22 protein-coding genes are annotated in these 24,316 nt (G+C 69.0%); 18 read left to right on the top strand and 4 right to left on the bottom strand.

Features of this window, described 5'->3' with window-relative positions; translation table 11 throughout:
- Nucleotides 1-77 precede the first annotated feature (77 nt).
- The 3 genes from V8246_RS03695 to V8246_RS03685 are packed head-to-tail and all read left to right on the top strand — an operon-like array spanning nucleotide 78 to nucleotide 7,804.
- Nucleotides 78-6,098 carry an Hpt domain-containing protein gene (locus V8246_RS03695; RefSeq protein ID WP_336187952.1) on the top strand — a complete coding sequence of 2,007 codons (6,021 nt, stop codon included), beginning with the start codon at nucleotides 78-80 and terminating at the stop codon, nucleotides 6,096-6,098.
- The gene (locus V8246_RS03690) at nucleotides 6,085-7,323 is read left to right on the top strand and encodes a chemotaxis protein CheB (protein ID WP_336187951.1); all 1,239 of its coding nucleotides are present in this window, start codon (nucleotides 6,085-6,087) and stop codon (nucleotides 7,321-7,323) included. The genes V8246_RS03695 and V8246_RS03690 overlap by 14 nt, the downstream gene beginning before the upstream one ends.
- A 10-nt stretch (nucleotides 7,324-7,333) precedes the next feature.
- Nucleotides 7,334-7,804 (top strand): chemotaxis protein CheW, encoded by a 471-nt coding sequence (locus V8246_RS03685; protein WP_336187950.1) that lies wholly within the window; start codon nucleotides 7,334-7,336, stop codon nucleotides 7,802-7,804.
- 103 nt (nucleotides 7,805-7,907) lie between these two features.
- Here the strand turns inward: V8246_RS03685 and V8246_RS03680 are convergent, their stop codons facing one another.
- On the bottom strand, nucleotides 7,908-8,639 hold the full coding sequence (locus tag V8246_RS03680; protein ID WP_336187949.1) for a 16S rRNA (uracil(1498)-N(3))-methyltransferase: 732 nt from the start codon (nucleotides 8,637-8,639) through the stop codon (nucleotides 7,908-7,910).
- A complete protein-coding gene (bioA, locus tag V8246_RS03675) occupies nucleotides 8,630-10,030 on the bottom strand; it encodes an adenosylmethionine--8-amino-7-oxononanoate transaminase (protein WP_336187948.1) in 1,401 nt (466 codons plus the stop codon). The genes V8246_RS03680 and bioA overlap by 10 nt, the downstream gene beginning before the upstream one ends.
- A gap of 74 nt (nucleotides 10,031-10,104) precedes the next feature.
- Between bioA and nudE the strand changes: the two genes are divergently transcribed.
- From nudE to V8246_RS03650, 5 genes are read left to right on the top strand one after another with little or no spacing between them, the layout of a single operon-like run.
- Nucleotides 10,105-10,653: an ADP compounds hydrolase NudE gene (gene nudE, locus V8246_RS03670; protein WP_336187947.1), complete on the top strand. Its 549-nt coding sequence runs from the start codon at nucleotides 10,105-10,107 to the stop codon at nucleotides 10,651-10,653.
- Nucleotides 10,650-11,486, top strand: a complete 837-nt coding sequence (gene cysQ, locus V8246_RS03665) for a 3'(2'),5'-bisphosphate nucleotidase CysQ (RefSeq protein WP_336187946.1) — start codon at nucleotides 10,650-10,652, stop codon at nucleotides 11,484-11,486. Before nudE ends, cysQ begins: the two co-directional genes overlap by 4 nt.
- Nucleotides 11,470-12,282 carry a nucleoside triphosphate pyrophosphohydrolase gene (mazG, locus tag V8246_RS03660; protein WP_336187945.1) on the top strand — a complete coding sequence of 271 codons (813 nt, stop codon included), beginning with the start codon at nucleotides 11,470-11,472 and terminating at the stop codon, nucleotides 12,280-12,282. Before cysQ ends, mazG begins: the two co-directional genes overlap by 17 nt.
- A 60-nt stretch (nucleotides 12,283-12,342) precedes the next feature.
- Nucleotides 12,343-12,666 carry a YnfA family protein gene (locus V8246_RS03655; protein WP_336187944.1) on the top strand — a complete coding sequence of 108 codons (324 nt, stop codon included), beginning with the start codon at nucleotides 12,343-12,345 and terminating at the stop codon, nucleotides 12,664-12,666.
- Between the two features lie 16 nt (nucleotides 12,667-12,682).
- On the top strand, nucleotides 12,683-12,985 hold the full coding sequence (locus V8246_RS03650) for a DUF962 domain-containing protein (RefSeq protein WP_162110601.1): 303 nt from the start codon (nucleotides 12,683-12,685) through the stop codon (nucleotides 12,983-12,985).
- Nucleotides 12,986-13,062: 77 nt separating this feature from the next.
- On the opposite strand, the gene V8246_RS03645 is transcribed toward V8246_RS03650, so the two are convergent.
- Nucleotides 13,063-13,401 (bottom strand): DMT family protein, encoded by a 339-nt coding sequence (locus V8246_RS03645; RefSeq protein ID WP_162110603.1) that lies wholly within the window; start codon nucleotides 13,399-13,401, stop codon nucleotides 13,063-13,065.
- Between the two features lie 129 nt (nucleotides 13,402-13,530).
- Between V8246_RS03645 and V8246_RS03640 the strand changes: the two genes are divergently transcribed.
- The 9 genes from V8246_RS03640 to V8246_RS03600 all read left to right on the top strand — a co-directional run bounded on the left by V8246_RS03640 (nucleotide 13,531) and on the right by V8246_RS03600 (nucleotide 22,909).
- Complete coding sequence (locus V8246_RS03640) at nucleotides 13,531-14,232, top strand: response regulator transcription factor (RefSeq protein ID WP_056879702.1); 702 nt, start codon at nucleotides 13,531-13,533, stop codon at nucleotides 14,230-14,232.
- Between the two features lie 49 nt (nucleotides 14,233-14,281).
- Nucleotides 14,282-15,553, top strand: a complete 1,272-nt coding sequence (locus V8246_RS03635) for a HAMP domain-containing sensor histidine kinase (RefSeq protein ID WP_245121497.1) — start codon at nucleotides 14,282-14,284, stop codon at nucleotides 15,551-15,553.
- 97 nt (nucleotides 15,554-15,650) lie between these two features.
- Nucleotides 15,651-17,171 carry an efflux RND transporter periplasmic adaptor subunit gene (locus V8246_RS03630; RefSeq protein WP_336187943.1) on the top strand — a complete coding sequence of 507 codons (1,521 nt, stop codon included), beginning with the start codon at nucleotides 15,651-15,653 and terminating at the stop codon, nucleotides 17,169-17,171.
- A 2-nt stretch (nucleotides 17,172-17,173) separates the two neighbouring features.
- Entirely contained in the window at nucleotides 17,174-17,920 is a 747-nt protein-coding gene (locus V8246_RS03625) for an ABC transporter ATP-binding protein (protein ID WP_336187942.1), read from the top strand.
- A 97-nt stretch (nucleotides 17,921-18,017) separates the two neighbouring features.
- The gene (locus V8246_RS03620) at nucleotides 18,018-19,259 is read left to right on the top strand and encodes an ABC transporter permease (RefSeq protein WP_185895352.1); all 1,242 of its coding nucleotides are present in this window, start codon (nucleotides 18,018-18,020) and stop codon (nucleotides 19,257-19,259) included.
- 45 nt (nucleotides 19,260-19,304) lie between these two features.
- Nucleotides 19,305-20,261, top strand: coding sequence for an isoaspartyl peptidase/L-asparaginase (locus tag V8246_RS03615; RefSeq protein ID WP_336187941.1), 957 nt, complete (start codon nucleotides 19,305-19,307; stop codon nucleotides 20,259-20,261).
- Complete coding sequence (locus V8246_RS03610; protein WP_336187940.1) at nucleotides 20,262-20,957, top strand: hypothetical protein; 696 nt, start codon at nucleotides 20,262-20,264, stop codon at nucleotides 20,955-20,957.
- Nucleotides 20,954-21,331, top strand: coding sequence for a VOC family protein (locus V8246_RS03605; RefSeq protein WP_336187939.1), 378 nt, complete (start codon nucleotides 20,954-20,956; stop codon nucleotides 21,329-21,331). Before V8246_RS03610 ends, V8246_RS03605 begins: the two co-directional genes overlap by 4 nt.
- Nucleotides 21,332-21,535: 204 nt before the next feature.
- Nucleotides 21,536-22,909, top strand: a complete 1,374-nt coding sequence (locus tag V8246_RS03600; RefSeq protein WP_336187938.1) for a S8 family serine peptidase — start codon at nucleotides 21,536-21,538, stop codon at nucleotides 22,907-22,909.
- Between the two features lie 60 nt (nucleotides 22,910-22,969).
- On the opposite strand, the gene V8246_RS03595 is transcribed toward V8246_RS03600, so the two are convergent.
- Nucleotides 22,970-23,692 (bottom strand): SGNH/GDSL hydrolase family protein, encoded by a 723-nt coding sequence (locus V8246_RS03595; RefSeq protein ID WP_336187937.1) that lies wholly within the window; start codon nucleotides 23,690-23,692, stop codon nucleotides 22,970-22,972.
- A gap of 222 nt (nucleotides 23,693-23,914) precedes the next feature.
- On the opposite strand from V8246_RS03595, the gene V8246_RS03590 reads away from it, so the two are divergent.
- On the top strand, nucleotides 23,915-24,295 hold the full coding sequence (locus V8246_RS03590; RefSeq protein ID WP_298157386.1) for a diacylglycerol kinase: 381 nt from the start codon (nucleotides 23,915-23,917) through the stop codon (nucleotides 24,293-24,295).
- The last annotated feature ends 21 nt before the right edge of the window (nucleotides 24,296-24,316 follow it).

Here is a 24,316-nt window from a genome sequence, read left to right as displayed (position 1 = left end):
CGCATGAACTTCCTACGCCATCCCGCCCGCCAGCAGCGCGAGGCTGACGGTTCCGCCGTCGTCGCGGGAGCCCGCCGATGAGTGCGCTGCGCGAAGCCATGAGCCACGCCGTGCTCGGCTGGGTGAAGCCCGAGCTGGACGAGACCCTGCGCCTGGTGCGGCAGGAGATCGAGGCGTTCGTCGAGACGCCCGCGGATACCAGCCGCATGCGTTTCTGCGCCGGTTACCTGCACCAGGTGCAGGGCACGCTGCGCATGGTGGAGCTGTATGCCCCGGCGATGGTGGCCGAGGAGCTGGAGCTGCTGGCCAAGGCGTTGCAGGAAGGCGCCGCGGGGGATCGCGACGAGGCCTGCGCCACGCTGATGCGCGGCGCGGTGCTGCTGCCGGATTACCTGGAACGCCTGCAGGAAGGCCATCGCGACATTCCCATCGTGCTGCTGCCGCTGCTCAACGAGATCCGCGCCGCGCGCGGCGCGTCCGGGCTCAACGAGAGCATGCTGTTCCCGCCGGGCGCCGGCGATGCCGCGGCGCCCAGCGAGGCCGAGATCGACCACGCGCGCAGCAGCCTGAGCGGGCGCAACCGCGAACTGCTCGACACGGTCGGCAATGCGGTGAAGGAAGAACTGCTGCGGGTAAAGGATGCGCTGGACCTGCACCTGCGCACCGGCAGCGACGCCCACGACCTCGAGCCGCAGGTTGCCGAGCTGGGCAACGTGGCCGACACGCTGGGCATGATGGGCCTGGGCGTGGCGCGCGACGTGGTGATGCAGCAGCGCGACACGCTGCGCGACGTCGTCGCCGGCAGCCGGCCGGCGGACGAAGGCACGCTGCTCGATGTGGCCGGCGCGCTGCTGTACGTGGACGCGTCGCTGGACGACCAGGTGGCCCGGCTGGGCAGCGCCGGCGACGCCGCGCCCGACCCGAGTACGGCTGAATCCCAACGCACCGTCGAGGTCCTGGCGCAGGAGGCGATCATCAATTTCGCCGGTGCCCGCGAGCGCTTCGTCGCCTTCATCGAGACCAACTGGGACCACGGCGAACTGGCCGAGGTGCCGCGCCTGCTGGACGAAGTGGCCGGCGCGCTGCGCATGCTCGAACTGGGCCAGGCCGGCGACTACGTGACCGGCGTGCGCCGCTATGTCGGCAGCGAACTGATCGGCAAGAAGCGCGTGCCCGGCGGACAGCAGCTGGACACCCTGGCCGACGCGATGGCCAGCCTGGAGTACTACCTGGAAGCCCTGCGCGAGCGGCGTCCCAATCGCGAGGACATCCTCGAGATCACCCGCGGCAGCCTGGAAGCGCTGCGCTACTGGCCGCTGCCGCCGGAAGCGCCGGCCGAACAGGAGTCCGCGGTCGTCACCGCACCGGCGGTGGCCGCGACCGAACCGCCCGCGGCGCCCGCGATCGAGGCACCGACCGCGCAGCCCGCAGAGGACACCGCGCCCGCGCCGTCCTTCGGCGCGCTGAGCCTGGAGCCGCTCGATACGGCGCCCGTGCTGGGCGACGCGAATCCCTTCGATCCGGTCGGTTTCGAAGAGGCCGGGGCGAGCGTCGAAGCCACGACCTTCGTGGTCGAGCTTGAAGAACAGGCGACTGCGTCGGCGCCGGACGACGCGCTGGTCGAACCCGAGGCGCCCGCGCCGCGGGAAGAGGCCGTTGGGTTCGCTCCGACCACAGCGGTCGAGGCGGAAGAAGACGCGCTGCCGGATCTTCGCCATGAAATCGCGGCTGCGGCCGCCGCGCTCCCGGCGGCGACCGTGGTCGGCGGCTTCGATGGCGACGCCACCGACATCGACGACGAGATCCGCGAGGTCTTCCTGGAGGAGTTCGACGAGGAGATCGTCAACCTCCGTCAGCTGCTGCCGGTATGGCGCAGCAATCCCGAAGACCTGGAACGGCTGCGGCCGATCCGTCGCGTGTTCCACACGCTGAAGGGCAGCGGGCGCCTGGTCGGCGCCAAGACGCTCGGCGAGTTCAGCTGGAAGGTGGAGAACATGCTCAACCGCGTGCTGGACCGCACGCGCGAGCCCAGCCACGCCGTCGAAGCGCTGCTGGAACAGGCCTGCGATGCGCTCCCGCAGCTCAACGCCGCACTGCGCGGCCAGGGCAGCGTGACCGCCGACCTGACCGGCCTGCAGGACGTGGCCGATCGTCTTGCCGCCGGCGAAGACGCCTACTACAGCGCCGAAGCCCCCGTGCTGGCCGAGGACGAGGAGTTCGTCGAGCCCGCCTACGTCGCTCCGGTCGCAGAGGACGTGCCGGCCGTGTTCGAGCCGGAAACCGAAGGTACGCCGGCGTCGGTGGACGCGGTGCTGCGCGAGATCCTGGAAACCGAAGTCGACAACCACCTGGACACCGTCGACACCTGGCTGCAGAAGGCGCAGGTGGAGGCTACCCCGGTCAGCGAAGAGCTGCTGCGCGCCATCCACACGATGAACGGCGCCCTGGCCATGGCCGACGTGCCCGAAATCACCCACGTCACCGCGCCGGCGGAACAGTACGTCAAGCGGCTGCTGGCAGCGGGCGAGACGCCCACGCCGGAAGGCGTGGCCGCCTTGGCCGATACCGCGCAGGCGATCCGCCGCAGCGTGGCGGCCCTGCAGGCGCCGTCGCCGCGGATTCCCGTCTTCACCGCGCTGTCCGCACACCTGGTGGCGCTGGGCGACAGCCTGCCCGACCTGCGTGCAGGCGCGCAGATCGTCGATGACGCGCGCCAGGGGACCTACGTGGGCCAGACGCCCATCGCCGCGCCGGTCGGGCCATCCGACGTGGAACTGCTGGCGATGGACCTGTCGGCTTACCTCGATACCGAGGCGGCCAATGTGGCGGGTGCATTCGCCATCGCCGGTAACGCCGAGGGAGAAGACGCCGCAGAACTTCCGACGGACACGGGCGCAGCGCTTCCGGTCGATGCGGGAGAGACCGTGTCGCGGGAAGACATCCCCGCCGACCTGCCCCAGGCCACGGCGCCCGCCGACCAGAGCGTCACCTTCTACGACATCGACTATCGCATCCTGCCGCGCACGCAGGTGCCGGACGTCGATGCTGCGGTGCCGTCGAGCGAAGAGGCGCAGCAGGATGAAGAGACGCAGCAGGACGAAGCGCCATCGGCGATAGAAGAGGTGACCGCCGCCGACATCGACGCCGATGCTGATGCCGGGCTGCACGACGTGACAGAGACCGATCCGGTCGACGAGCCCGTCCCGCAACTGGCCGACGGCGCGGAGCACGCCTCGGACGACATCGGCTTCGCTGCTGTCGACGAAGCCGTGCTGGTCGATGGCGATCTGCCCGCCTTCCTCGCCGAGACGGATGCCGCACCGGCAGCCGAGACCACCGGCGACGAGCAGCCGGCTGATGACGCCGCGGCGCAGGACAAGGTCGACGCAGCCGTGTCCGGGGAACAGATCGAGACCACCGCGGCCGAGCCCGCCGTAGTGTCGGAGACTGCCGGTCCCGCCGACCCTGTCGATGTCCGCGAAGAGACCTCTGGCGAGGCCATCGACGCGACTTCGCCGACGGTGGAGGAAGCGGGCGACACCGACGCCGATGCCGACGCATCGCTGATCGTCGACCGTCTCGCCATGGAAGACGCAGCTGCGCAAGCGCCCGAGGTCGTCGAGGTCGTCGAAACCGAGGACATCGTCGACGTGGAGGATGCATCCGAGGCGGAGACTTCCGCATCGCAGGACGTCGAACCCGTTGCCTCCGTCGAAGCCGAGGAGTCTGCCGTGACCAGTGCGCCCGCCGACATGCCGGAGCCGGAGGAGGCCCTCGACCTGACCGGGCTGGACCTGGACCTGGTCGAGATCTTCATCGAGGAAGGCAACGACCTGCTCGACCACTCCGACGACCTGCTGGCCAAGCTGCGCGAAACGCCGGAAGACCGCGCGCTGGTGATCAGCCTGCAGCGCGACCTGCACACCCTGAAGGGCGGTGCGCGCATGGCGGGCATCCACGCCGTCGGCGACCTGGGCCACGCGATCGAGTCGATGCTGGAATCGATCGCCGGCCAGCGCACCGAGCTGGACCGCCGGGCGATCCAGCTGCTTGAGCGTGGATTCGACACCCTGCATGCGCAGCTGGCGCGCGTCACCGCGCGTCGCGCCGTGACCATCCCGGACGGCATGATCGCGGAGTTCAATGCGCGTGCGCGCGGCATCGAACTGCCGACCGCGCCGGAAGTCGTCGCTGCGGCGCCCGCGTCGATCGAACTGGCGCCGCTGTCGGCCCCGATCGAGACCGACCTGGCTGCGCCCGTCGAGGAGGAGTTCTTCCCGATGGGCCAGCAGGAGCAGGTGCGCGTGCGCGCCGACCTGCTGGATCGGCTGGTGAACCACGCCGGCGAGGTCGCCATCTACCGCGCGCGCCTGGAACAGCAGATGGGTGCGTTCCGCGGTGCGATGGCCGAACTGGACCGCACCAACATCCGCCTGCACGACCAGCTGCGCCGCCTGGACCTGGAAACGGAAGCGCAGATCGTGGCGCGTTACCAGCGCGAGCACGACAAGCAGGACCCGACGTTCGATCCGCTGGAACTGGACCGCTTCTCCACGCTGCAGCAGCTCAGCCGTGCGCTGGCCGAATCGGCCGCCGACATCAGCGGCCTGCAGGGCGTGCTGGACGACCTGTCCCGTCAGTACGACAGCCTGCTGCAGCAGCAGTCGCGCGTCAGCTCGGAGCTGCAGGACGGCCTGATGCGCGCGCGCATGGTGCCGTTCGAGGGCATCGTGCCGCGCCTGCGCCGCGTGCTGCGCCAGGCGGCCAGCGACACGCAGAAGCAGGTGAACCTGCAGTTGTCCGGTACCCACGGCGAAATGGACCGCAACGTGCTGGAGCGCATGACCGCCCCGCTGGAGCACCTGCTGCGCAATTCGGTCGCGCATGGTCTGGAGTCGCCGGAGGCGCGCCGCAAGGCGGGCAAGCCGGAGGAGGGCACCGTGCAGGTCGCGTTGCGCCGCGAAGGGTCGGAAATGGTGCTGGTCGTCTCCGACGACGGTGCCGGCCTGGACCGCGAGGCGATCCGCCGTCGCGCCGAGCAGCGCGGGCTGATCCAGCCCGGTGCCACGCTGGCCGACGCCGATCTGGACCGCCTCATCCTGGAGTCCGGCTTCAGCACCTACGACCAGGTCAGCCAGCTGGCCGGGCGTGGCGTGGGCATGGACGTGGTGCACAACGAGGTACGCCAGCTGGGCGGCTCGCTGGACATCAGCTCCACGCCGGGCCAGGGCGCCACCTTCACCCTGCGCCTGCCGCAGACGCTGGCGGTCACCCAGGCGGTGTTCGTGCAGATCGGCGAAACCCAGTTCGCCGTGCCGGTGGCGGCGGTCAGTGGCATCGGCCGCATCAGCCACGCGCGCTTCAACGCGGGTACCGGCGCCTATCACTACGCCGGCGAGGACTATCCGCTGTACAACCTCGGCCATCTGGTGGGTCACGGCCCGGCCAAGGCCGAGGGCCAGGCGCAGGTGCCGCTGCTGCTGGTGCGCGCCGGCGACCTGCGTGCAGCCGTCGCCGTGGACCAGGTGCTGGGCAACCGCGAGATCGTGGTCAAGCCGGTCGGCCCGCAGATCGCCTCCATCCCGGGCATCTACGGTGCCACCATCACCGGCGATGGCAGCGTGGTGGTGATCCTGGACGCCGCACCGCTGGTGCGCCGCCACCTGGCGCAGCCGGCCCAGCCGGCGCAGCCCACGGCGGCCGTCGAGCAGCGCCGCGTGCCGCTGGTGATGGTGGTGGACGACTCGCTGACCATGCGCAAGGTGACCAGCCGCGTGCTGGAACGCCACAACTTCGAGGTCTCGGCCGCGCGCGACGGCGTGGAAGCGCTGGAGAAGCTGGAGGAGCGCGTGCCCGACCTGATGCTGCTGGATATCGAGATGCCGCGCATGGACGGTTACGAGCTGGCTACCACGATGAAGGCCGATCCGCGCTTCAAGGACGTGCCCATCGTGATGATCACCTCGCGTACCGGCGACAAGCACCGCCAGCGCGCCTTCGACATCGGCGTGCAGCGTTACCTGGGCAAGCCGTACCAGGAGCTGGACCTGATGCGCAACGTGTACGACCTGCTGGGAATCGCCCGTGTCCGTGAGTGAAGCCAAACGCGTGGCCCTGCTGGCGCGCCCGGGCGAGGCGCGCGAGCGCCTGCGCGTGGCGCTGCATGAAGCGGGCGCCGACATCGTGCTGGAAGACGACCCCAATACGCTGGACGCGGACGCCCTGGGCGGCAGCGCGCCCCAGGTGGTGCTGGTGGCGCTGGAGCCGGCCATCGAGGACAGCCTGGAGCGCTTCGACAACGTGCTGCACGATCCTGCGGTCGCCGTCATCTTCGACGAAGCCGATCTGGCCGCGCGTCGACAGGGCTGGGAGGCGCAGCGATGGGCGCGCCACCTGGCCGCCAAGCTGCACGGCCACCGCGATGTCCTGCCTCCCGGCCGCGAAGAGGACGTGGTCCTGCAGCTGGAACCCGGCCTGCCGGTGACACCCGCGCAGCTGCACGAAGCCGACGGCATCGCCCTGCATCTGGAGGAGGCGGCCGACCGGGCGCTGGAACTTCCGAGCGACGATTTCGCCTATACCGGCGGCCTGCAGGCGCGCCAGGTCGGGGAACAGGTCGTGGATGCCGACGACTGGCTGCGCACGGCCGGCCTGGAAACGGCCCCGGCATCGTCTCCGGCCGTGCCGCCGCCGCTGCCCGAGGTGCCGTCGGTCCCGCCGCCGGTACCGATGCCCAAGTTCGACCTGTCCACTCTGGAACTGGAACCGCTGGATGCCGGCAGTGCGTCGGCGGCCGCCCGCGTGCAGGGCGCCGTGCTGGTCTTCGCCGGCATCGGCGGCCCCGATGCGGTGCGCAAGCTGCTGGCCGAGCTGCCGGAGGGATTCCCCAAGCCGCTGCTGGTGCACCTGCGCCTGGACGGTGGCCGCTACGACAACCTGGTCCGGCAGATGGAGCGCGTGGCGCACATGCCGGTGGTACTGGCCGAGGCCGGCACGCCTGCCGAAGCGGGACATATCTACGTGCTGCCCGGCGACGTCGTGCCGTTCGTGGATGCCGGCCAGGTGGCGTTCCGCCCCGGCACGGTCATCCACACGATGATCCCGCAGCTTCCCCCCGCCGACAGCGCGGTACTGCTGCTCAGCGGCAGCGACAGCGCGCTGGTCGATCCGGCGGCGGCGCTGGGCACGCAGGGCGCGCTGGTGCTCGGCCAGTCGCAGGAAGGCTGCTATGACCCGGCCGCGCCGCGTGCGCTGGCCGCCCGCGGTGCCGAGCTCGGCACCCCCGTGCAGCTGGCGCAACGCCTGACCGACCGCTGGTTCTGAGGAACACACAATGGCTCATTCCAACGACGAGATCCGCGGCGTCCTGATCCAGGCGGGCGAGCATCGCCTGCTGCTGCCCAATGCCACCGTCGCCGAGGTGCTGACCCGCGCACCGGTCGAGCCGATCGCCGACATGCCCGACTGGCTGCCGGGTCGGATCGACTGGCATGGCTGGCCGGTGCCGCTGGTGGCGTTCGGCCGCCTGAGCGGCAATGCGAACGAGCCTGTCGCGCTGAACAGCAAGATCGTGGTGCTGAAGGCGCTGAGCGGCGACAAGGATCGCCCGTATTTCGCGCTGCTCACGCCCTCGTTCCCGCGCCTGGTGTCGGTGCCGCGCGATGGCCTGCTGGCCGACGCGACCGAGGAAGAGCTCCCGGTCGGCGTGAAGGTCCGCGTGCTGCTCGGCGACGAAGCCGCCGTGCTGCCGGACCTGGAAGTCGTCGAAGCGATGATCGGCGAAGCGCTGGCCAACGCGGCCTGACGTTCCGCAGGGTGGCTTGGCCCCCCTTGTCGCTATCCATGTTCGCCAGTCTCGGGCGCGCAATCCATGCGCCCGATGCCGTGCGATGGCGGGCCCGGCCCCCCTACAGGTCGCCGAATCTCGACTGCAGCGCGGCGATGGCGGCCAGACCGGCGGTTTCCGTGCGCAGGATGCGCGGGCCAAGCCTCAGCCCGGTGAATCCGGCCGCCGACAGGGTGTCGCGATCGCGCGGCGACCAGCCCCCTTCCGGGCCGATCGCCACCACCACTGCACCGCCGACGATCTGCATGGTGGCCAGCGAGACGTCTCCAGTCGGATCGAGCGTCAACTTCATCGCGTCGGCTTGAACGATGCGCGCAGCCTCCGCGAGCGCCGCCGGCGCGGACAGCGTCGGCAACCGTGCGCGGCCGCTCTGTTCGCAGGCCGACGCGATGACGCTGCGCCAATGCGCCATGCGTTTCTCGGTGCGCTCGGCGTCCAGCTTCACTTCGGTGCGCTCGGCCATGACGGGGACGACCGCAGCGACCCCCAGTTCGGTCGCCTTCTGCAGGATCAGGTCCATCTTCTCGCCACGCGCGATGCCCTGCAGCAGGGTCACATGCAGCGGGGATTCGTTGTCGACCGCCCGCGATGCCTGCAGTTCGACCACCACCTCGCGCTTGCCGATGGACGCGATGCGGCCGTCATGATCCTGGCCATCGCCGTTGAACAACACGCAGGCGTCGCCCTCGCGCAGCCGCAGCACGCGGACCAGGTGGTTGGCCACGAGTTCGGGCAGGACGACGCGTGCGCCCGCCTGCAGCGGCAGCGCCACATAACAGCGGGTCAGTCGCATGACGTGGCCTCGTCGATGGCGTGGCGGGTGACATCGGCGAGCAGCTGCAGTTGCTCCTCGTCCACGCAGTACGGTGGCATCCAGTACAGCACGTCGCCCAGCGGGCGCAGCACCACGCCCCGTGCCAGCGCAGCGCGGTAGGCCTTCAGGCCCACGCGTGCGGTGGGGGGGAAGGGCGTGGCCTTGTCGCCGTCCCGGGTCAGTTCGAACGCCAGTACCATGCCGGCCTGGCGCACGTCGGCGACATGGCGGTGCGCGGCCAGCGGTTCGGCCAGCGTGGCCATCCCGCGCGCGGTAATACGGTTGCGCGCCAGGATGTCTTCGTCGCCGAAGACGGCCAGCGACGCCAGCGCGGCGGCGCAGGCCAGCGGATTGCCGGTGTAGCTGTGCGAATGCAGGAAGGCGCGTTCGCGCGAATCGTCCAGGAAGCCGTCGTAGATCGCCTGCGTGGCCAGCACCGCCGCCAACGGCATGAAACCACCGGTCAGGCCTTTCGACAGACACAGCAGGTCGGGCATCACGCCGCTCTGTTCGCTGGCGAACAGCGTGCCGGTACGGCCGAAACCCACCGCGATCTCGTCGGCGATCAGGAACGCGCCACTGGTGTCGCAGAGCTCGCGCACGCGGGTCAGGTAGTCCGGATGATGCATGCGCATGCCACCGGCGCACTGCACGCGCGGCTCGACGATCACCGCGCAGACCTCGCCGGCGTGACGGTCGAGCAATGCGGCCAGCGCATCGGCCGCGCGCGTGGCGCATTCGGCCGGGGATTCGCCCGGCTGCGCCAGGTAGGCATCGGGCGAAGGCGCGAACAGCGCTTCGGCCAGCAGCGGCGCATACACACGCCGGTACAGGGGGATGTCGCCCACCGCGAGCGCCCCGAGCGTTTCGCCGTGGTAGCCGTTCTCCAGCGCGATGAACTTCGTGCGCCGGGTGTCGCCACGGTTGTGGAACCAGTGGAAGGCCATCTTCAGCGCCACTTCCACACCGGCCGAGCCGTTGTCGGCGTAGAACACCTTGGACAGCGGCGCGCGACCGGGCTGCCGCGGCGCGACCGCCAGCAGGCGCTCGGCCAGTTCGACCGCGGGCGCGTGCGTGAAGCCGGCCAGCATCACCTGTTCCAACGCGCCGGCCTGCGCGGCGATGGCGGCGCCGATGCGCGGTTCGGCATGGCCGAACAGGTTGGTCCACCAGCTGCTGACCGCGTCCAGGTAGCGCTTGCCGTCGTGGCCGATCAGCCAAGCGCCTTCGCCGCGTGCGATCGGCACCAGCGGCAAGGTGTGCGGATGCTCACGCATCTGGGTGCAGGGATGCCATAGCACCGACAGATCGCGGTCACGCCAGTCCTCGGCCTCTGCTAGCATTCCCGCTTGATGATCCTGTCGTCGCATCCCCACATGATATCGGGCTCCGCCCCCTGCCGTCGTCGTGCCTCGCGCGCCGGGCGTGGACGCCGCGCCGCCCGATGAGCCGCCTGCCGATCATCCACGGCATCACCCAGCGCACCGACGGGCCGGACCGGCATGTCGAGGAGCTGGATCTGGAATTCAGCAACGGCGAGCGCCGCCGCTATCACCGGTTGCGCTCGCAGGGCCATGGCGCGGTGGTGGTGGTCCCGATGCAGGACGACGACACGGTGCTGCTGGTGCGGGAGTACGCCGCCGGCATGCACCGTTACGAACTGGGCCTGGTGAAGGGCCGCATCGATGCGGGCGAGACGCCCGAGCAGGCGGCCGACCGCGAACTGAAGGAAGAAGCCGGCTTCGGCGCGCGCCGCATCGACGTGCTGCGTGCCCTGACCCTGGCACCCACCTACATGAGCCACCAGTCCTGGCTGGTGGTGGCAAGAGACCTGTACCCCGAGCGCCTGCCGGGGGATGAACCCGAGGAGTTGGAAGTAGTGCCCTGGAAGTTGCAAGACCTCGACCGGCTGATGCTGCGCGAGGATTTTTCGGAAGGCCGTTCGCTGGCGGCGCTGTTCATCGCCCGCGAATGGTTGAAAGAGCGGACATGAGCCGGATGACCGCCGACCTGCACGAAGCCGTCATCGTCATCGCCCGCGAAGCGGGCCAGGCCATCATGGCCGTGTACGAAGGCACCTTCGACGTACAGCAGAAGACCGACGACAGCCCGCTGACCGCCGCCGACATGGCCGCCCACCAGGTGATCACCGACGGCCTGCGCCGGCTCACGCCGCAATGGCCGGTGCTGTCGGAGGAAGCCGCCGATGTTCCCTGGTCCGAACGCAGCCAGTGGCCCACCTACTGGCTGGTGGATCCATTGGACGGCACCCGCGAGTTCATCAAGCGCAATGGCGAGTTCACCGTCAACATCGCGCTGATCGAGCAGAACGAACCCATCTTCGGGGTGGTGCACGCGCCGGTGACCGGCGAGACCTGGCACGCCCGCCAAGGCCGCAACGCCTATCGCCGCGTGGGCGAGGTGGACACCCAGATCCGCACACGCTCGCCCGCGACCGGTGCGCTGAAGGTCGCCGCCAGCCGTTCGCATCGCGATGCGCGCACCCAGGCCTTCCTGGATGCGATGGGCGGCATCGAGGAGATGTCGCTGGGATCGTCGCTGAAGTTCTGCCGCATCGCCGAGGGCGCGCTGGACGTCTATCCGCGTTTCGGCCCGACCAGCGAATGGGATACCGCCGCAGCGCAGTGCGTACTGGAAGCGGCGGGCGGCGCACTGCTGGCGCCGGATGGCCGCGCGTTCCGCTACAACCGCCGCCAGACGCTGCTCAACGGCGACTTCGTCGCGCTGGGCGACATGACGCTGCCGTGGCGGACGTGGCTGGCGCAGGCGCTGGGGGATGAGCATGGACATGCCCGCACCGCCTGAGCGGGGCATCGCACGGTTGCTGGCCATCATGGCCCGCCTGCGCGACCCCGATGGCGGGTGCTCCTGGGACCTGGAGCAGGATTTTTCGACCATCGCGCCCTACACGATCGAGGAAGCCTACGAAGTCGCCGACGCGATCGACCGCGGCGACCTGCCTGCGCTGAAGGACGAACTGGGCGACCTGCTGCTGCAGGTCGTCTTCCATGCGCAGATGGCGCAGGAGCGGGGCGCCTTCGCGTTCGACGATGTCGTCGCCGCCATCTGCGACAAGATGGTCCGCCGGCATCCGCACGTGTTCGGTGATGCCGCCTTCGCCGATGCCGAAGCGCAGACCGTCAACTGGGAAGCGATCAAGGCCGCCGAGCGCAAGGCCGCCGGCGAGGAGGACACCTCGGCGCTGGCCGGCGTCGCGCGCGGGCTGCCCGAATGGCAGCGCGCGGTGAAACTGCAGTCGCGCGCGGCGCGCGTGGGTTTCGACTGGCCGGGCACCGCGCCGGTGATCGACAAGCTGCACGAGGAGATCGATGAAGTCCGCGTCGAGCTCGCCGCGGCGCCGTCGCCCGAACGCGACGCACGGCTGGAGGACGAGATCGGCGACCTCCTCTTTGTGGCCGCCAACCTCGCGCGTCATGCGAAGGTGGACGTGGGCGGCGCGCTGCGCCGGGCCAACCTGAAGTTCGAGCGCCGCTTCCGCGCGATGGAATCGCTGGCCGTCGAAGACGGCACCACGATGTCCGCACTGACCCTGGAGCAGCAGGAAGCGCTGTGGGCGAGGGTCAAGCGGCAGGGTGCGTAGGAGGGCTTCAGTCTCGACCGCGCCAGACATCGGGGCTGACGCGCCTCCTACAGGGGTCACATGAAAACCTTGCTGCTCTTTCTGCTGACCGCACTGGCCGAGATCGTCGGCTGCTATCTGCCCTATCTGTGGTTGCGCAAGGGCGGCAGCGCCTGGCTGCTGGTGCCGGCCGCGGCCAGCCTGGCGCTGTTCGCCGGGCTGCTGACGCTGCACCCCACGGCTTCGGGTCGGGTCTATGCGGCCTATGGGGGTGTCTACATCGCCATGGCGATCTTCTGGCTGTGGGCCGTGGATGCAGTGAAACCCACGCGCTGGGACCTGCTGGGCGCCGGCTTGTGCCTGGCCGGCATGGCGGTGATCATGTTCTCGCCACGCGCCGCCTGACCCTGTGGGAGGGGACATGAGCCGCTTCGCCAGCTTCCGCGAGTTCTATCCGTTCTATCTGGCCGAACACAGCAACCGCACCTCGCGCAGGCTGCATTTCATCGGCAGCTGCGGCGTACTGGCCCTGGTGGCGCTGGCCGTTGTCGAACGCAATGCCTGGTGGCTGCTCGCCGCGCTGTTCTGCGGCTATGGTTTTGCGTGGGTCGGCCACTTCTTCTTCGAAAAGAACCGCCCCGCGACCTTCAAGCACCCGTTCTATTCCTTTGCCGGCGACTGGGTGATGTTCAAGGACATCCTGACGGGGAAGATCCGGTTCTAGGAGTGAGTGAACAGGAGTGAGAAGTGAGGAAAAGCAGGGCTCTGCTCACGGCTCACTCCTCTCCCCTCACTCCTGCTTCACTCGTAGAACATCAGGAATGCCGCGCCCACGATCAGGGCGAACGCCGCGTAGTGGTTCCACTTCAGCGGCTGGCCCAGGTACCACGTGCTGAAGCCGGCGAAGACCAGCAGGGTCAGGATCTCCTGGATCGTCTTCAGCTGAACCACCGAATAAACCGCGCTGCCGATGCGGTTGGCCGGCACCATCAGCGAGTACTCGAAGAAGGCGATGCCCCAGCTGGCGAGGATCGCCACCACCAGGGGCGCGGACTTGTATTTCAGGTGGCCGTACCAGGCGAAGGTCATGAAGACGTTGGAGGCCAGCAGCAGGCACAGGGGCAGGACGCGTTCGAGCATGGGGGCCATTCGAAGGAGGGGATGGCAGAGCGTAATCCCAACTGCCGGCTGAATGGAGCCGGCGTCTTCACACGGTGTCTACCGGCAGACAGGTAGTTTCACAAACCTGAAGCCTTTCAAGGAGCTGTCATGCGACACAGTCAGGAAACCGCAGGTCTGGTGCTGGTGGTGGAAGACAACCGCAACATTTCCGAGATGATCGGGGAATACCTGGAAGGACGCGGATTCGAGGTCGACTACGCCACCGACGGCCTGGACGGCTACCGCCTGGCCGTGGAGAACAGCTACGACGTGCTGGTGCTGGACCTGATGCTGCCGCGTCTGGACGGCATGGAGGTCTGCAAGCGGCTGCGCAACGAGGCGCGCAAGTCCACCCCGGTGCTGATGCTGACCGCACGCGACACCCTGGACGACAAGCTGACCGGGCTGAGTTCCGGTGCCGACGACTACCTGACCAAGCCCTTCGCCATCCAGGAACTGGAAGCCCGCCTGCGGGCGCTGATCCGCCGCGAGCGCCGCCAGGTGGGTGCCGAAGTGCTGAAGGTCGCCGATCTGGTGCTGGATCCGGTCAGCATGCGGGCCACTCGCGGCGGCACCGAGCTGATGCTGTCGCCCATCGGCCTGCGCCTGCTGACCATCCTGATGCGCGAATCGCCGCGCGTGGTGACCCGCCAGGAGATCGAACGCGAGATCTGGGGCAACGGCCTGCCGGACTCGGACACCCTGCGCAGCCACCTGTACAACCTGCGCAAGGTGATCGACAAGCCGTTCGACAAGCCGCTGCTGCACACCGTGCAGAGCGCGGGCTACCGCATCGCCGACATCGGCTGACCCGGCCGTCCGCGCGCGGCATACTCCGGCTTTCGCCCGACGGATCCCCATGCGCCACGGCCTGCCACGCAAGCTCAGGATCGCCTTCATCCTGCAGGCCGTCATGGTCAGCCTGGCCATCGTGCTGGGCGTGTACCTGATCTCCGCGGTCATCAAGCACAGCCTGATGAACACCGCGCTGCAGGAAGAAGCCGCGCACTTCTGGGAGCTGTACAGCGCCAGCACCGCACAACCCCCGCCGAACACGCACAACCTGCGCGGCTACCTGGTGGTGAAGGGCCATTCCAACCTGGTGCTGCCCGAGAACCTGCGCGACCTCCGGCCCGGCTTCCACGAACTCAAGGACGACGACCTGCTGGTGCTGGTGGACGAACAGCCCGCCGGGCGCCTGTATCTGGTGTTCCTGCGCTCGCAGGCCGAGCGGCTGGCGTTCTACTTCGGTACCGTGCCGATCATCATGACGCTGGTGGCGATCTACCTGGTGTCCTGGCTGACCTACCGCGCGTCCAAGCGGCTGGTCTCGCCGGTCAGCTGGCTGGCACGGCAGGTGGCCGAGTGGGACCCGCGCCGTCCCGACGTCAGCACGCTCGCCGCCGACCGCCTGCCCAGCGACGTGCAGGGTGAAGCGCGCCAGCTGGCCGCCGCCCTGCATGGGCTGGCGCAGCGTGTGACCGCGCATGTGGCGCGTGAGCGCGACTTCACCCGCGACGCCAGCCACGAACTGCGCACGCCGCTGACGGTGATCCGCGTGGCCAGCGACATGGCGATGGCCGAGGATTCGCCACCGCGGGTGGCGCGCGCCCTGCAGCGCATCCAGCGCGCCGGCCGCGACATGGAGGCGGTGATCGACGCGTTCCTCATCCTGGCCCGCGAGGCCGAGGTCGAGCCGCAGAGCGAGGATTTCGACGTGGCCGACATCGTCATGGACGAGGCCGAGAATGCGCGCGCCCTGCTGCTCAACAAGCCGGTAGACCTGGAAGTCACGCTGCACGCGCGCCCGCGGCTGCATGCGCCACCGAGGGTGTTCCAGGTGGTGGTGAGCAACCTGCTGCGCAACGCCTGCTCCTACACGGACCGTGGACGGATCGACGTGATCCTGGAACCGGACCGGGTGATCGTGCGCGATACGGGCATCGGCATGTCGGCCGAATCGATGGTGCGGGTCTTCGAGCCCTTCTACCGGGCCGACCCCAGCCGGCCGCAGGGCAGCGGACTGGGCCTGTCCATCGTCAGCCGGCTGTGCGACCGGTTCGGCTGGAAGATCGAGCTGGACAGCGAACTGGGACGCGGCACGACGGCGACGATCCGCTTCGTTCCGTAATCTATACGGGAACCGACCGGCGCGCGGGGCTGTCAACGCCGCGGCCCCCGGTGCGTTCCCATCCCCCGACTCCCCACCTTCCGAGCCGACTCACTGCATGAGCCAGCCTGTCCGTTCCGCCCCGCGCAAGAAGTCCATCCCCTCCCTGCTGCTCGGCATCGCCGTGGTGGCCATCCTCGGTGGAGGCGCCTGGTGGTGGACCGCCCGCAAGGGGGAAGCGGCGGACAGTGCCTACCGCACCGCCACCATCGAACGCGGCGACATCCGCGTGGCGATCTCGGCCACCGGCACGCTGAGCGCCATCTCCACGGTGACCGTCGGCAGCCAGATCTCCGGCCAGGTCACCGACGTGCTGGTCGACTACAACAGCGAGGTCAAGAAGGGCGAAGTGCTGGCGCGCATCGATCCGAGTACGTACGAAGCGCAGATCGAACAGGGCAATGCGCAGATCGCCAACGCGCAGGCCAGCCTGAAGCAGGCGCAGGCCACGCTGGCGAACGCCGAACTCGATTACACGCGCAAGGCCGACCTGGGCCGGCAGAAGCTGGTCGCGCAGAGCGACGTGGACCTGGCCCGCGCCGCCCGCGACCAGGCGCGCGCGCAGGTCAATGCGGCGCAGGCATCGATCCGCCAGCAGACTGCATCCACCCAGACCACCCGGGTCAACCTGGACCGCACGGTGATCCGTTCCCCGGTGGATGGCGTGGTGCTGACGCGCACCATCGAGCCGGGACAGACCGTGGCCGCCAGCCTGCAGGCGCCCGAGCTGTTCACCATCGCCGAGGATCTGTCGAAGATGAAGATCGAGCTGGCCGTGGACGAGGCCGACATCGGCCAGGTCAAGGTGGGGCAGGCGGTCTCCTTCACCGTCGACGCTTTCGCCGACCGTCAGTTCCGCGGGCAGGTGCAGCAGGTGCGCCTGTCGGCCACCACCACCAGCAACGTGGTGACGTATCCGGTGGTGGTCAGCGTGGACAACAGCGACGGCACCCTGCTGCCCGGCCTGACCGTCAACGCCGAGATCGAGGTCAGCAAGCGCGACGACATCCTGAAGGTCTCCAACGCGGCGCTGCGCTACAAGCCGACCGGTGAGGCCGCCAATGCCACCGCCAGCGCGCAGGCGCCGCAGGGCGGTCAGAACCGGAGCGGCGGTATCGGCGACGACCTGGTGCGCGTGGCCGGCAGCCTGCAGCTCAAGCCCGACCAGCAGGCTGCGTTCGATGCCGCGCTCACGGCATTGCGGGAACGTCAGGCCGCGCGGATGGCGCAGGCGCAGCAGCGTGGCGCCAGCATGTTCGGCGGCGCTCCCCGGCCGGGTGGCAATGCCGGCGGCGGCAGTGGCGCGATGCAGGCGCAGATGCGCCAGCGCATGGCCGAACGCATGCAGCAGGACTTCGCACCGTTCCGCGCCACGCTGGACGATACGCAGAAGCAGCGCTGGGATGCCGAACTGCGCGCCCTGCTGGGCGCCAAGCGCGCGCCCATCTACACGCTGGTCGACGGCAAGCCCGAGATGGTGCAGGTCCGCATCGGCGCCAGCGACGGCAGCAGCACCGAGGTGTCCGGCGCGGTGAAGGAAGGCGACGTGGTGGTCGTGGGCGAGCGCGCGAAGGAATGAACATGCCGTCAGCGAATGCGGGCGACCGCGTGCCGGTCATCCAGACGCACGCGCTGGGCAAGGTCTATTCCGCCGGCACCGAGGCGGAAGTCGTCGCGCTGAAAGGCGTCGACATGCGCGTGGACCGCGGCGACTTCGTCGCCATCATGGGGCCGTCCGGCTCGGGCAAGTCCACGCTGATGAACCTGATCGGCTGCCTGGACACGCCCACCGACGGCCGCTACCTGTGCGACGGCATCGACGTGGCCACGCTGGACGCCGAACAGTTGGCGATCCTGCGCCGCGAGAAGATCGGCTTCGTGTTCCAGGGCTTCCACCTGCTGCCGCGCATGACCGCGCTGGAGAACGTGGCCATGCCGCTGGGTTACGCGCAGGTGCCGCCGGGCGAGCGCGCCGAACGCGCAAGGCAGGCGTTGGCCGCGGTCGGCCTGGCCGAGCGTGCGGGACATCGTCCGAACGAACTGTCCGGCGGCCAGCAGCAGCGCGTGGCCATCGCACGCGCGCTGATCAACCAGCCGCCGATCCTGTTGGCCGACGAACCCACCGGTGCGCTGGACAGCAAGACGGGCGAGGAGATCCTGGCCCTGTTCAAGCGCCTGCGCGACGACGGCCATACCGTCATCCTGATCACCCACGATCCCGAAGTCGCCACGCACGCCGACCGCATCCTGGTGATGCGCGATGGCGAACTGCATGAGGAGCCGGGATTCGGGAATCGGGAATCGGGAATTAGAGGCGCACACCCGTGATCTTTCCGCATTTCTTGCCGGCCTTGGCCTCGCTCATGCGGTGCGGCTTTGCGTTTGCGAATCCCGATTCCCAATTCCCCACTCCCGGCCTTCTGCCATGAACTTCTCCGACATCCTGCGCACCGCACTGCACGCGCTGCGCGGCAACTGGATGCGCAGCGCACTGACCTCGCTGGGCGTGATCATCGGCATCGCCGCCGTCATCGTCATGGTGTCGGTGGGGCAGGGCACGCAGGCCGAAATCGACAAGCTGGTCTCCGGGCTGGGCTCGCAGCGGCTGGACATCAGCCCCGGGGCGGGCCGCGGCCCGGGTGGCGGTGGCGTGCGCATGAGTTCCAGCAGCTTCTACACCCTCAAGGAGGGTGACGTGGAGGCGATCCGCAACGAGATCCCGGAAGTGCAGTACGTGGCGGGCGCACTGCGCGGCAACACCCAGATCGTGTTCGCCGAGAACAATGCATCCACCAGTTGGCAGGGCGTGCAGTCCGACTTCTTCGACATCAACAGCTGGGTGATCGCCAACGGCGAGGGCTTCGACGCGCAGGACTACTCCAGTGCGGCCAAGGTCGTGATCCTCGGCGAGACGGTGCGGCGCACGCTGTTCGGCGAGGACAGCGGCATCGGCCAGACCGTACGCCTGGGCCGGGTGCCGTTCACCGTGGTGGGTACGCTGGCACCGAAGGGGCAGGGCGGCTTCGGGCAGGACCAGGACGACGTGATGATGGTGCCGCTGGAAACCGCGCGTCGCCGGCTGATGGGTTCGATGGGCCTGCCGCCGGGCGCGGTGATGCAGGTGGCGCTGACCGTGGCCGATGCCAAGGATCTCAGCTACGTGCAGGGCGAAGTGGAAGCGCTGCTGCGCCAGCGGCACAAGATCAATCCGGGCGAGGAAGACGACTTCAACGTTCGCAATATTTCCGAGATCGTCGCCACCCGCACGGCCACCACCAAGCTGATGTCGCTGCTGCTGGGTGCGGTGGCCACCATCTCGCTGATCGTGGGCGGCATCGGCATCATGAACATCATGCTGGTGTCGGTGACCGAGCGCATCCGCGAGATCGGCCTGCGCATGGCGGTGGGCGCGGGACCGGGCGACGTGCGCAGGCAGTTCCTCGCCGAAGCCATGCTGCTGTCGCTGGGCGGTGGCGTGCTGGGCATCGTGATCGGCGTGGCCGGCGCGCTGCTGGTCGGCCAGTTCAGCGAACTGCCGGTGGTGTTGAACGGGCAGGTGATCGGCCTGGCTGCCGGCTTCTCCATCGCAACCGGGCTGTTCTTCGGGTACTACCCCGCGCGCAAGGCCTCGCAGCTGGATCCGATCGAGGCGCTCCGCTCGCAGTAGCGCGGAGTATGCTGGCGCCATCGGGTCCGCAGACCGGAGGGTGCCATGAGTATGCAGTCCCCGCGCCGGCCGCTCGCGCTGGTCATCCATGGCGGCGCGGGCGTGATCGACATGGCGACCCTAGGCGAAACGGCCGCGCAGCGCATCCACGCCGATCTCGACCACGCGCTGGACGTCGGTTACGGCGTGCTTGCCGCAGGGGGCGGTGCGCTGGATGCCGTGGAGGCCGCCGTGTGCGCGCTGGAGGACGCCCCCAGCTTCAATGCGGGACGCGGCGCCGTGTTCACCGCCGACGGCCGGCACGAGCTCGACGCTTCGATCATGGACGGACAGCACCGGCGTGCCGGCGCGGTCGCCGGCGTCTCCAGTGTACGCAACCCGGTGAGGCTCGCACGGCGGGTGCTGGAAGATTCTCCGCATGTCTTCCTGATCGGGGCCGGCGCGGAGCAGTTCGCCGACCTGCACGCCGACATCGAGCGGGTGCCCAATGAGTGGTTTTCCACCGAAGCGCGGCGCCTGCAGCTGCTGGAGGCCCAGCGGGAGGAGCAGCAGACCTGGCAAGCCAGCCAGGACCTGCGCGGGCGCTACTTCGGCACGGTGGGCGCGGTCGCGCTGGACAGCCGTGGCCATCTGGCCGCCGCCACGTCGACCGGCGGCATGACCAACAAGCGTTGGGGACGGGTGGGCGATTCCCCGCTAATCGGCGCGGGAACCTGGGCCGATGCGCGCTGTGCCGTGTCCTGCTCGGGTTGGGGCGAATACTACATCCGCAATGCGGTCGCGCATGACATCGCATGCCGGGTCGCGTATCGCGGCGACCGCCTGCGCCACGCCGCCGAGGACGTGGTGCTGGGCGAGGTGCCTGCGCATGGCGGCGACGGTGGCGTGATCGCGCTGGATCGCGACGGCAACGTGGTGGTCGCGTTCAGTACGCGCGGCATGTACCGGGGCTGGATCCGGCCCGACGGCAGTCGCGGTACGGCCATCCAGCGGGACGACTGAATGACCGACTCCGGCGGTGGTGACGGGGACCACGGGCTGTCGCTGGCGACGTATCGCCGGTTGCGCGCACAGGCACTGCGCCTGTGCCGTCGCGTCGAGGATGCGGAGGATCTGGTCCAGGACACGCTGCTGGCCGCGTGCCTTGCCGGCCGGCACGATCTACCCTGGTTGTCGGGCGTCCTCAAGCGCCAGGCCGCGCTGGCGGCGCGCAGCGGCGTGCGTCGTCGTCGTCGCGAAGCCATGGCCGACTGGCAGGCGGGCGATGCGGAGGACGCCGTGCCGCTCCGCCCGCTTCACGATGCATCGCCCACCTGGCTGGCGACGTTGCCGCCGGCGGCGCGCCGCCTTGCGCTGCTGGCGCTGCATGGCCTGTCGGCGGACGAGATCCGCTGGATCCTGCGCATCGAACCGACCGCCTTCCGCCAGCGCCTCACCCGCATCCGACGCGCGCTGGCCACGCAGTCCCCGCAGCTGCGCGCCGAGAGTCTGGCGCTGGCCTACGTACGCGAGCCGGCGCGCTCCGCCGATCTTCCGTTCGGCCTGGTCCGCCGCGCACTGAAGGCCGCCATGCGCGTCGGCGATGGCCTGGGCACGCACGATCCGGACGGGCACCTGGTCCTGATCGACGCGGGCGCTCACACATCGCGCCTCCGCGGCAACGTAAGGACGGGAATCACACAGGAGGACATCCCATGATCAGCAACTGCAAGGTAGGCGCCATCGTGTTCTTCGTTTCCGATCTGGCCCGCTCGGTCGCGTTCTACCGCGACACGCTGGGGTTGCCGGTGGAAGCGCTGGAGGGACATGACGGACCGTGGGCGATGGGCGAAGTGGACGGCCTGGCGCTGGTGTTCATTCTACGGCCCGCACGTCCGGGCGAATCCCCGGTGGTGGTCTTCAGCCTCGACGGCGGCATCGACGACCACGCCGAAGCCTTGGTGGCCAAAGGCGTCGAAATCGTGGTGCCGGTGAGCGAATCGCCGGATGGCGGACTGTCGCTGGATTTCCTCGATCCGGACGGCAATGTGCTCAGCCTGCACCAACCGGAGGGGGTGCCACGCAGGCGCTGAATCAGGTAACGGTGCATCGCATCGCAGCGACTTCCAACGTTGCGATGCGAATCGCTCTCATGGCTACCGGTGACATCGCGAATGCGTGCGCGAAGCACTGCAAATGTGAGCCATATTCGATATCTAGAACCGTTATTACAAGCTAGATTCGATCCACTGCGCCGCTCGGCGCGGCAACCACAACACGCGGAGTCGAATCGGTCTATGAAGAAGAATCGCATGGCGGTATGGGTGGGACTGACGCTGGTGGCCATGGGGGCGGCGCAGGCGGCCAGCGCGGGCGGCAGGCCCGACCTGGTGGTCAAGGGCCTGAAGGAAGGCAAGCCCCACGCCAGCGGCGAGTTGCTGGTGAAGTACCGCGATGGCGCCGCAGCCGCCGACCGCCAGGCCGTGGTGCATGGCCTGGGCGCGCAGAAGCTGGATACCGTGCGCCGCGGCAACGGCCGCACCGGCGAGATCGCGCTGCTCAAGCTGCCGGGCAACATGGACCTGTCCGCCGCCGTGCAGGCGCTCAGCGCCGATCCGGCCGTGGAATACGCCGAGCCGAACTGGACCTACCAGCACCACGCGGTTGCCAACGACACCTATTCCACCAACGGCTCGCTGTGGGGCATGTACGGCGACGCCGGTACGCCCGCCAACGCCTACGGTTCACAGGCGTCCGAGGCATGGGCCGCCGGACACACCAGTTGCGGCAACGTCGTGATCGGCGTGATCGACGAAGGCATCTACTTCAACCATGAAGACCTGGCCGCCAACATCTGGACCAACCCGTACGATCCGGTCGATGGCGTGGACAACGACGGCAACGGCTACGTCGACGACGTGCGCGGCTGGGACTTCGACGGCAACAGCAACAACATCAACTCCGGCGGGGCCAACGACGACCACGGTACGCACGTGGCCGGGACCATCGCCGGCGTGGGCGGCAACGGCAAGGGCGTGGCCGGCGTGTGCTGGAGCGGCGTGAAGCTGATCAGCGGCAAGTTCCTCGGCCGCCGCGGCGGCAACACCGCCAACGCGGTCAAGGCGCTGGATTACTTCACCGACCTGAAGACCCGCCACGGCCTGAACCTGGTGGCGACCAACAATTCGTGGGGGGGCGGGGGCTACTCGCAGGCGCTGAGCGATGCCATCGACCGCGCCGGCCAGGCCGAGATCCTCACTATCGTCGCGGCCGGCAACGACAGCGTCAATTGCGAAGGCAACACCTCGGGCGCCTGCTATCCGGCGGCGTACCCGAACGCGAGCATCATCTCGGTGGCGGCGCTGCGCTCCACCGGTGCGCTGGTCTACAACTACGGCGCCACCACGGTGGACTTGGGTGCGCCGGGCTATGGCATCTGGTCGACGGTGCCGACGTCGTCGAAGGGCAAGCTTTCGTCAGGCTATGCCAGCTACAGCGGCACCTCGATGGCCACGCCGCATGTCACCGGTGCCGCGGCTCTGTATGCATCGACCCGTCCTGGCGTGACCGCGGCGCAGATAAAGGCCGCCATTCTCAACAGCACCGTGCCGACGCCATCGCTGCAGGGCAAGACCGTCACCGGTGGGCGCCTCGACGCCAGCGGCTTCTGACGCAAGGCCTCCATGGAACGAAGAAGCCCGGCATCGCCGGGCTTCTTTTTCTGCGAGGGACTACTTCACGTAGGGCGCGATCGCACGTTGCCAGATGACATAGCCCGCGCGGTTCATGTGCAGGCGGTCCTCGATGAACAGGCTTTCGTCCGGTTGGCCCGTCGCATCCAGCATGGGCGTGAAGATGTCGATGTAGTCCACGCCCAGGCGGTGGGCTTCCGCTGCGATCAACGTGTTCGCCTCGCGCTGTACGGGCAGTAGTTGCGCGCGCGAAGGGCTGGGCTTGGTGCTGATGTAGGCGATCTTCGCCTTGGGCAGGTCGCGGCGCACGCGTTCCACGAAGGCGATGAAGTCGGCGCGCAGCTGCTGCGGCGTACGGCCCGCATTGAGGTCGTTGTCGCCGGCATAGATCAGGATCTGGCGCGGTGCGTACGGCACGATGATGCGGTCGGCGTACCACGTGCTGTCCCGCAGTTCCGAACCACCGAAGCCGCGGTTGATCACCGGCACGCCCGGAAAGTCCTGCGCCAGCGTGTCCCAGAAGCGGATCGACGAGCTGCCGATGAACAGCACGCCGCCGCGTGGCGGCGGCGACTGCGCATCGGCGGCCTCGAAGCGTTGCATGTCCGCCTCCCAGACCGCGTTGGATACCTGCTCCGGGATGCGGGGCGCGGCCTTCACCGTCGAGGGTGGCGCGGGTTCCGGCGTTGCAGGCTGCACGCCGGCGCAGGCAGGCAGCAGGACGACCAGCGCGGCGACAAGAAGGGGGCGAAGGGTGTTCATGAACGACACGGGGTGCGGGCTCCTCGGACACGGAAGGGGTCTAGTGGACCAGCCCGTTCCAGGGGATGCAAACCGCGCCGACGCGGCCGGGGAGCCCGTTGTGGCAAAATTGGCGCCTTGGCACGTTGACGGTGCCAGCCCACCCGACACGTGCTTCCGCTGGATCAGGCCTTGGCCGTCCGGCAAGGCCGATGCGGCCCCACTTTCGCCTCTACCCGCCCCATGGCTGACGAAACCGGACACTTACCGCGCGGCCCGGGCCGCATCCTGAAAGCCACCGTGTGGTCCCTGCAGGGACTGCGGGCAGCGTGGATGCACGAATCCTCGTTCCGCCTGGAGGTCTATCTGCTGGTGGTCATGGCGCCACTGGCCCTGTGGCTGGGGCAGAGCGGCCTGGAGCGCGCGCTGATGATCGGCAGCTGCCTGCTGGTGCTGGCGGCCGAGCTGCTGAATTCGGCCGTCGAGGCGGTGATCGAACGCTACGGCCCGGAACACCACGAACTGGCCGGCCGCGCCAAGGACATGGGTTCGGCCGCCGTGTTCGTGCTGATGATGAACGTGTTGCTGTGCTGGGCGCTGGTCCTCGCGCCGCGCTACCTCTGAACTCCTGATCTGAACCTAGGT

The organism is Pseudoxanthomonas sp. F11 (assembly GCF_037046485.1).
Lineage (GTDB): Bacteria > Pseudomonadota > Gammaproteobacteria > Xanthomonadales > Xanthomonadaceae > Pseudoxanthomonas_A.
Note: the sequence above shows the minus strand (reverse complement) of the source record. Positions and strands in the feature narration are given on the sequence as shown.

What these genes read in the sequence shown, in the direction of transcription:
- bioA (WP_336187948.1), bottom strand. Translation starts at nt 10,030, where the DNA reads ATGCGACGACAGGATCATCAAGCGGGAATGCTAGCAGAGGCCGAGGAC.
- V8246_RS03625 (WP_336187942.1), top strand. Translation starts at nt 17,174, where the DNA reads ATGCCGTCAGCGAATGCGGGCGACCGCGTGCCGGTCATCCAGACGCAC.
- V8246_RS03635 (WP_245121497.1), top strand. Translation starts at nt 14,282, where the DNA reads ATGCGCCACGGCCTGCCACGCAAGCTCAGGATCGCCTTCATCCTGCAG.
- V8246_RS03630 (WP_336187943.1), top strand. Translation starts at nt 15,651, where the DNA reads ATGAGCCAGCCTGTCCGTTCCGCCCCGCGCAAGAAGTCCATCCCCTCC.
- V8246_RS03695 (WP_336187952.1), top strand. Translation starts at nt 78, where the DNA reads ATGAGTGCGCTGCGCGAAGCCATGAGCCACGCCGTGCTCGGCTGGGTG.
- V8246_RS03615 (WP_336187941.1), top strand. Translation starts at nt 19,305, where the DNA reads ATGAGTATGCAGTCCCCGCGCCGGCCGCTCGCGCTGGTCATCCATGGC.
- V8246_RS03650 (WP_162110601.1), top strand. Translation starts at nt 12,683, where the DNA reads ATGAGCCGCTTCGCCAGCTTCCGCGAGTTCTATCCGTTCTATCTGGCC.
- V8246_RS03590 (WP_298157386.1), top strand. Translation starts at nt 23,915, where the DNA reads ATGGCTGACGAAACCGGACACTTACCGCGCGGCCCGGGCCGCATCCTG.
- V8246_RS03595 (WP_336187937.1), bottom strand. Translation starts at nt 23,692, where the DNA reads ATGAACACCCTTCGCCCCCTTCTTGTCGCCGCGCTGGTCGTCCTGCTG.
- V8246_RS03600 (WP_336187938.1), top strand. Translation starts at nt 21,536, where the DNA reads ATGAAGAAGAATCGCATGGCGGTATGGGTGGGACTGACGCTGGTGGCC.
- mazG (WP_336187945.1), top strand. Translation starts at nt 11,470, where the DNA reads ATGCCCGCACCGCCTGAGCGGGGCATCGCACGGTTGCTGGCCATCATG.
- nudE (WP_336187947.1), top strand. Translation starts at nt 10,105, where the DNA reads ATGAGCCGCCTGCCGATCATCCACGGCATCACCCAGCGCACCGACGGG.
- V8246_RS03605 (WP_336187939.1), top strand. Translation starts at nt 20,954, where the DNA reads ATGATCAGCAACTGCAAGGTAGGCGCCATCGTGTTCTTCGTTTCCGAT.
- V8246_RS03640 (WP_056879702.1), top strand. Translation starts at nt 13,531, where the DNA reads ATGCGACACAGTCAGGAAACCGCAGGTCTGGTGCTGGTGGTGGAAGAC.
- V8246_RS03610 (WP_336187940.1), top strand. Translation starts at nt 20,262, where the DNA reads ATGACCGACTCCGGCGGTGGTGACGGGGACCACGGGCTGTCGCTGGCG.
- V8246_RS03680 (WP_336187949.1), bottom strand. Translation starts at nt 8,639, where the DNA reads ATGCGACTGACCCGCTGTTATGTGGCGCTGCCGCTGCAGGCGGGCGCA.
- V8246_RS03655 (WP_336187944.1), top strand. Translation starts at nt 12,343, where the DNA reads ATGAAAACCTTGCTGCTCTTTCTGCTGACCGCACTGGCCGAGATCGTC.
- cysQ (WP_336187946.1), top strand. Translation starts at nt 10,650, where the DNA reads ATGAGCCGGATGACCGCCGACCTGCACGAAGCCGTCATCGTCATCGCC.
- V8246_RS03620 (WP_185895352.1), top strand. Translation starts at nt 18,018, where the DNA reads ATGAACTTCTCCGACATCCTGCGCACCGCACTGCACGCGCTGCGCGGC.
- V8246_RS03685 (WP_336187950.1), top strand. Translation starts at nt 7,334, where the DNA reads ATGGCTCATTCCAACGACGAGATCCGCGGCGTCCTGATCCAGGCGGGC.
- V8246_RS03645 (WP_162110603.1), bottom strand. Translation starts at nt 13,401, where the DNA reads ATGCTCGAACGCGTCCTGCCCCTGTGCCTGCTGCTGGCCTCCAACGTC.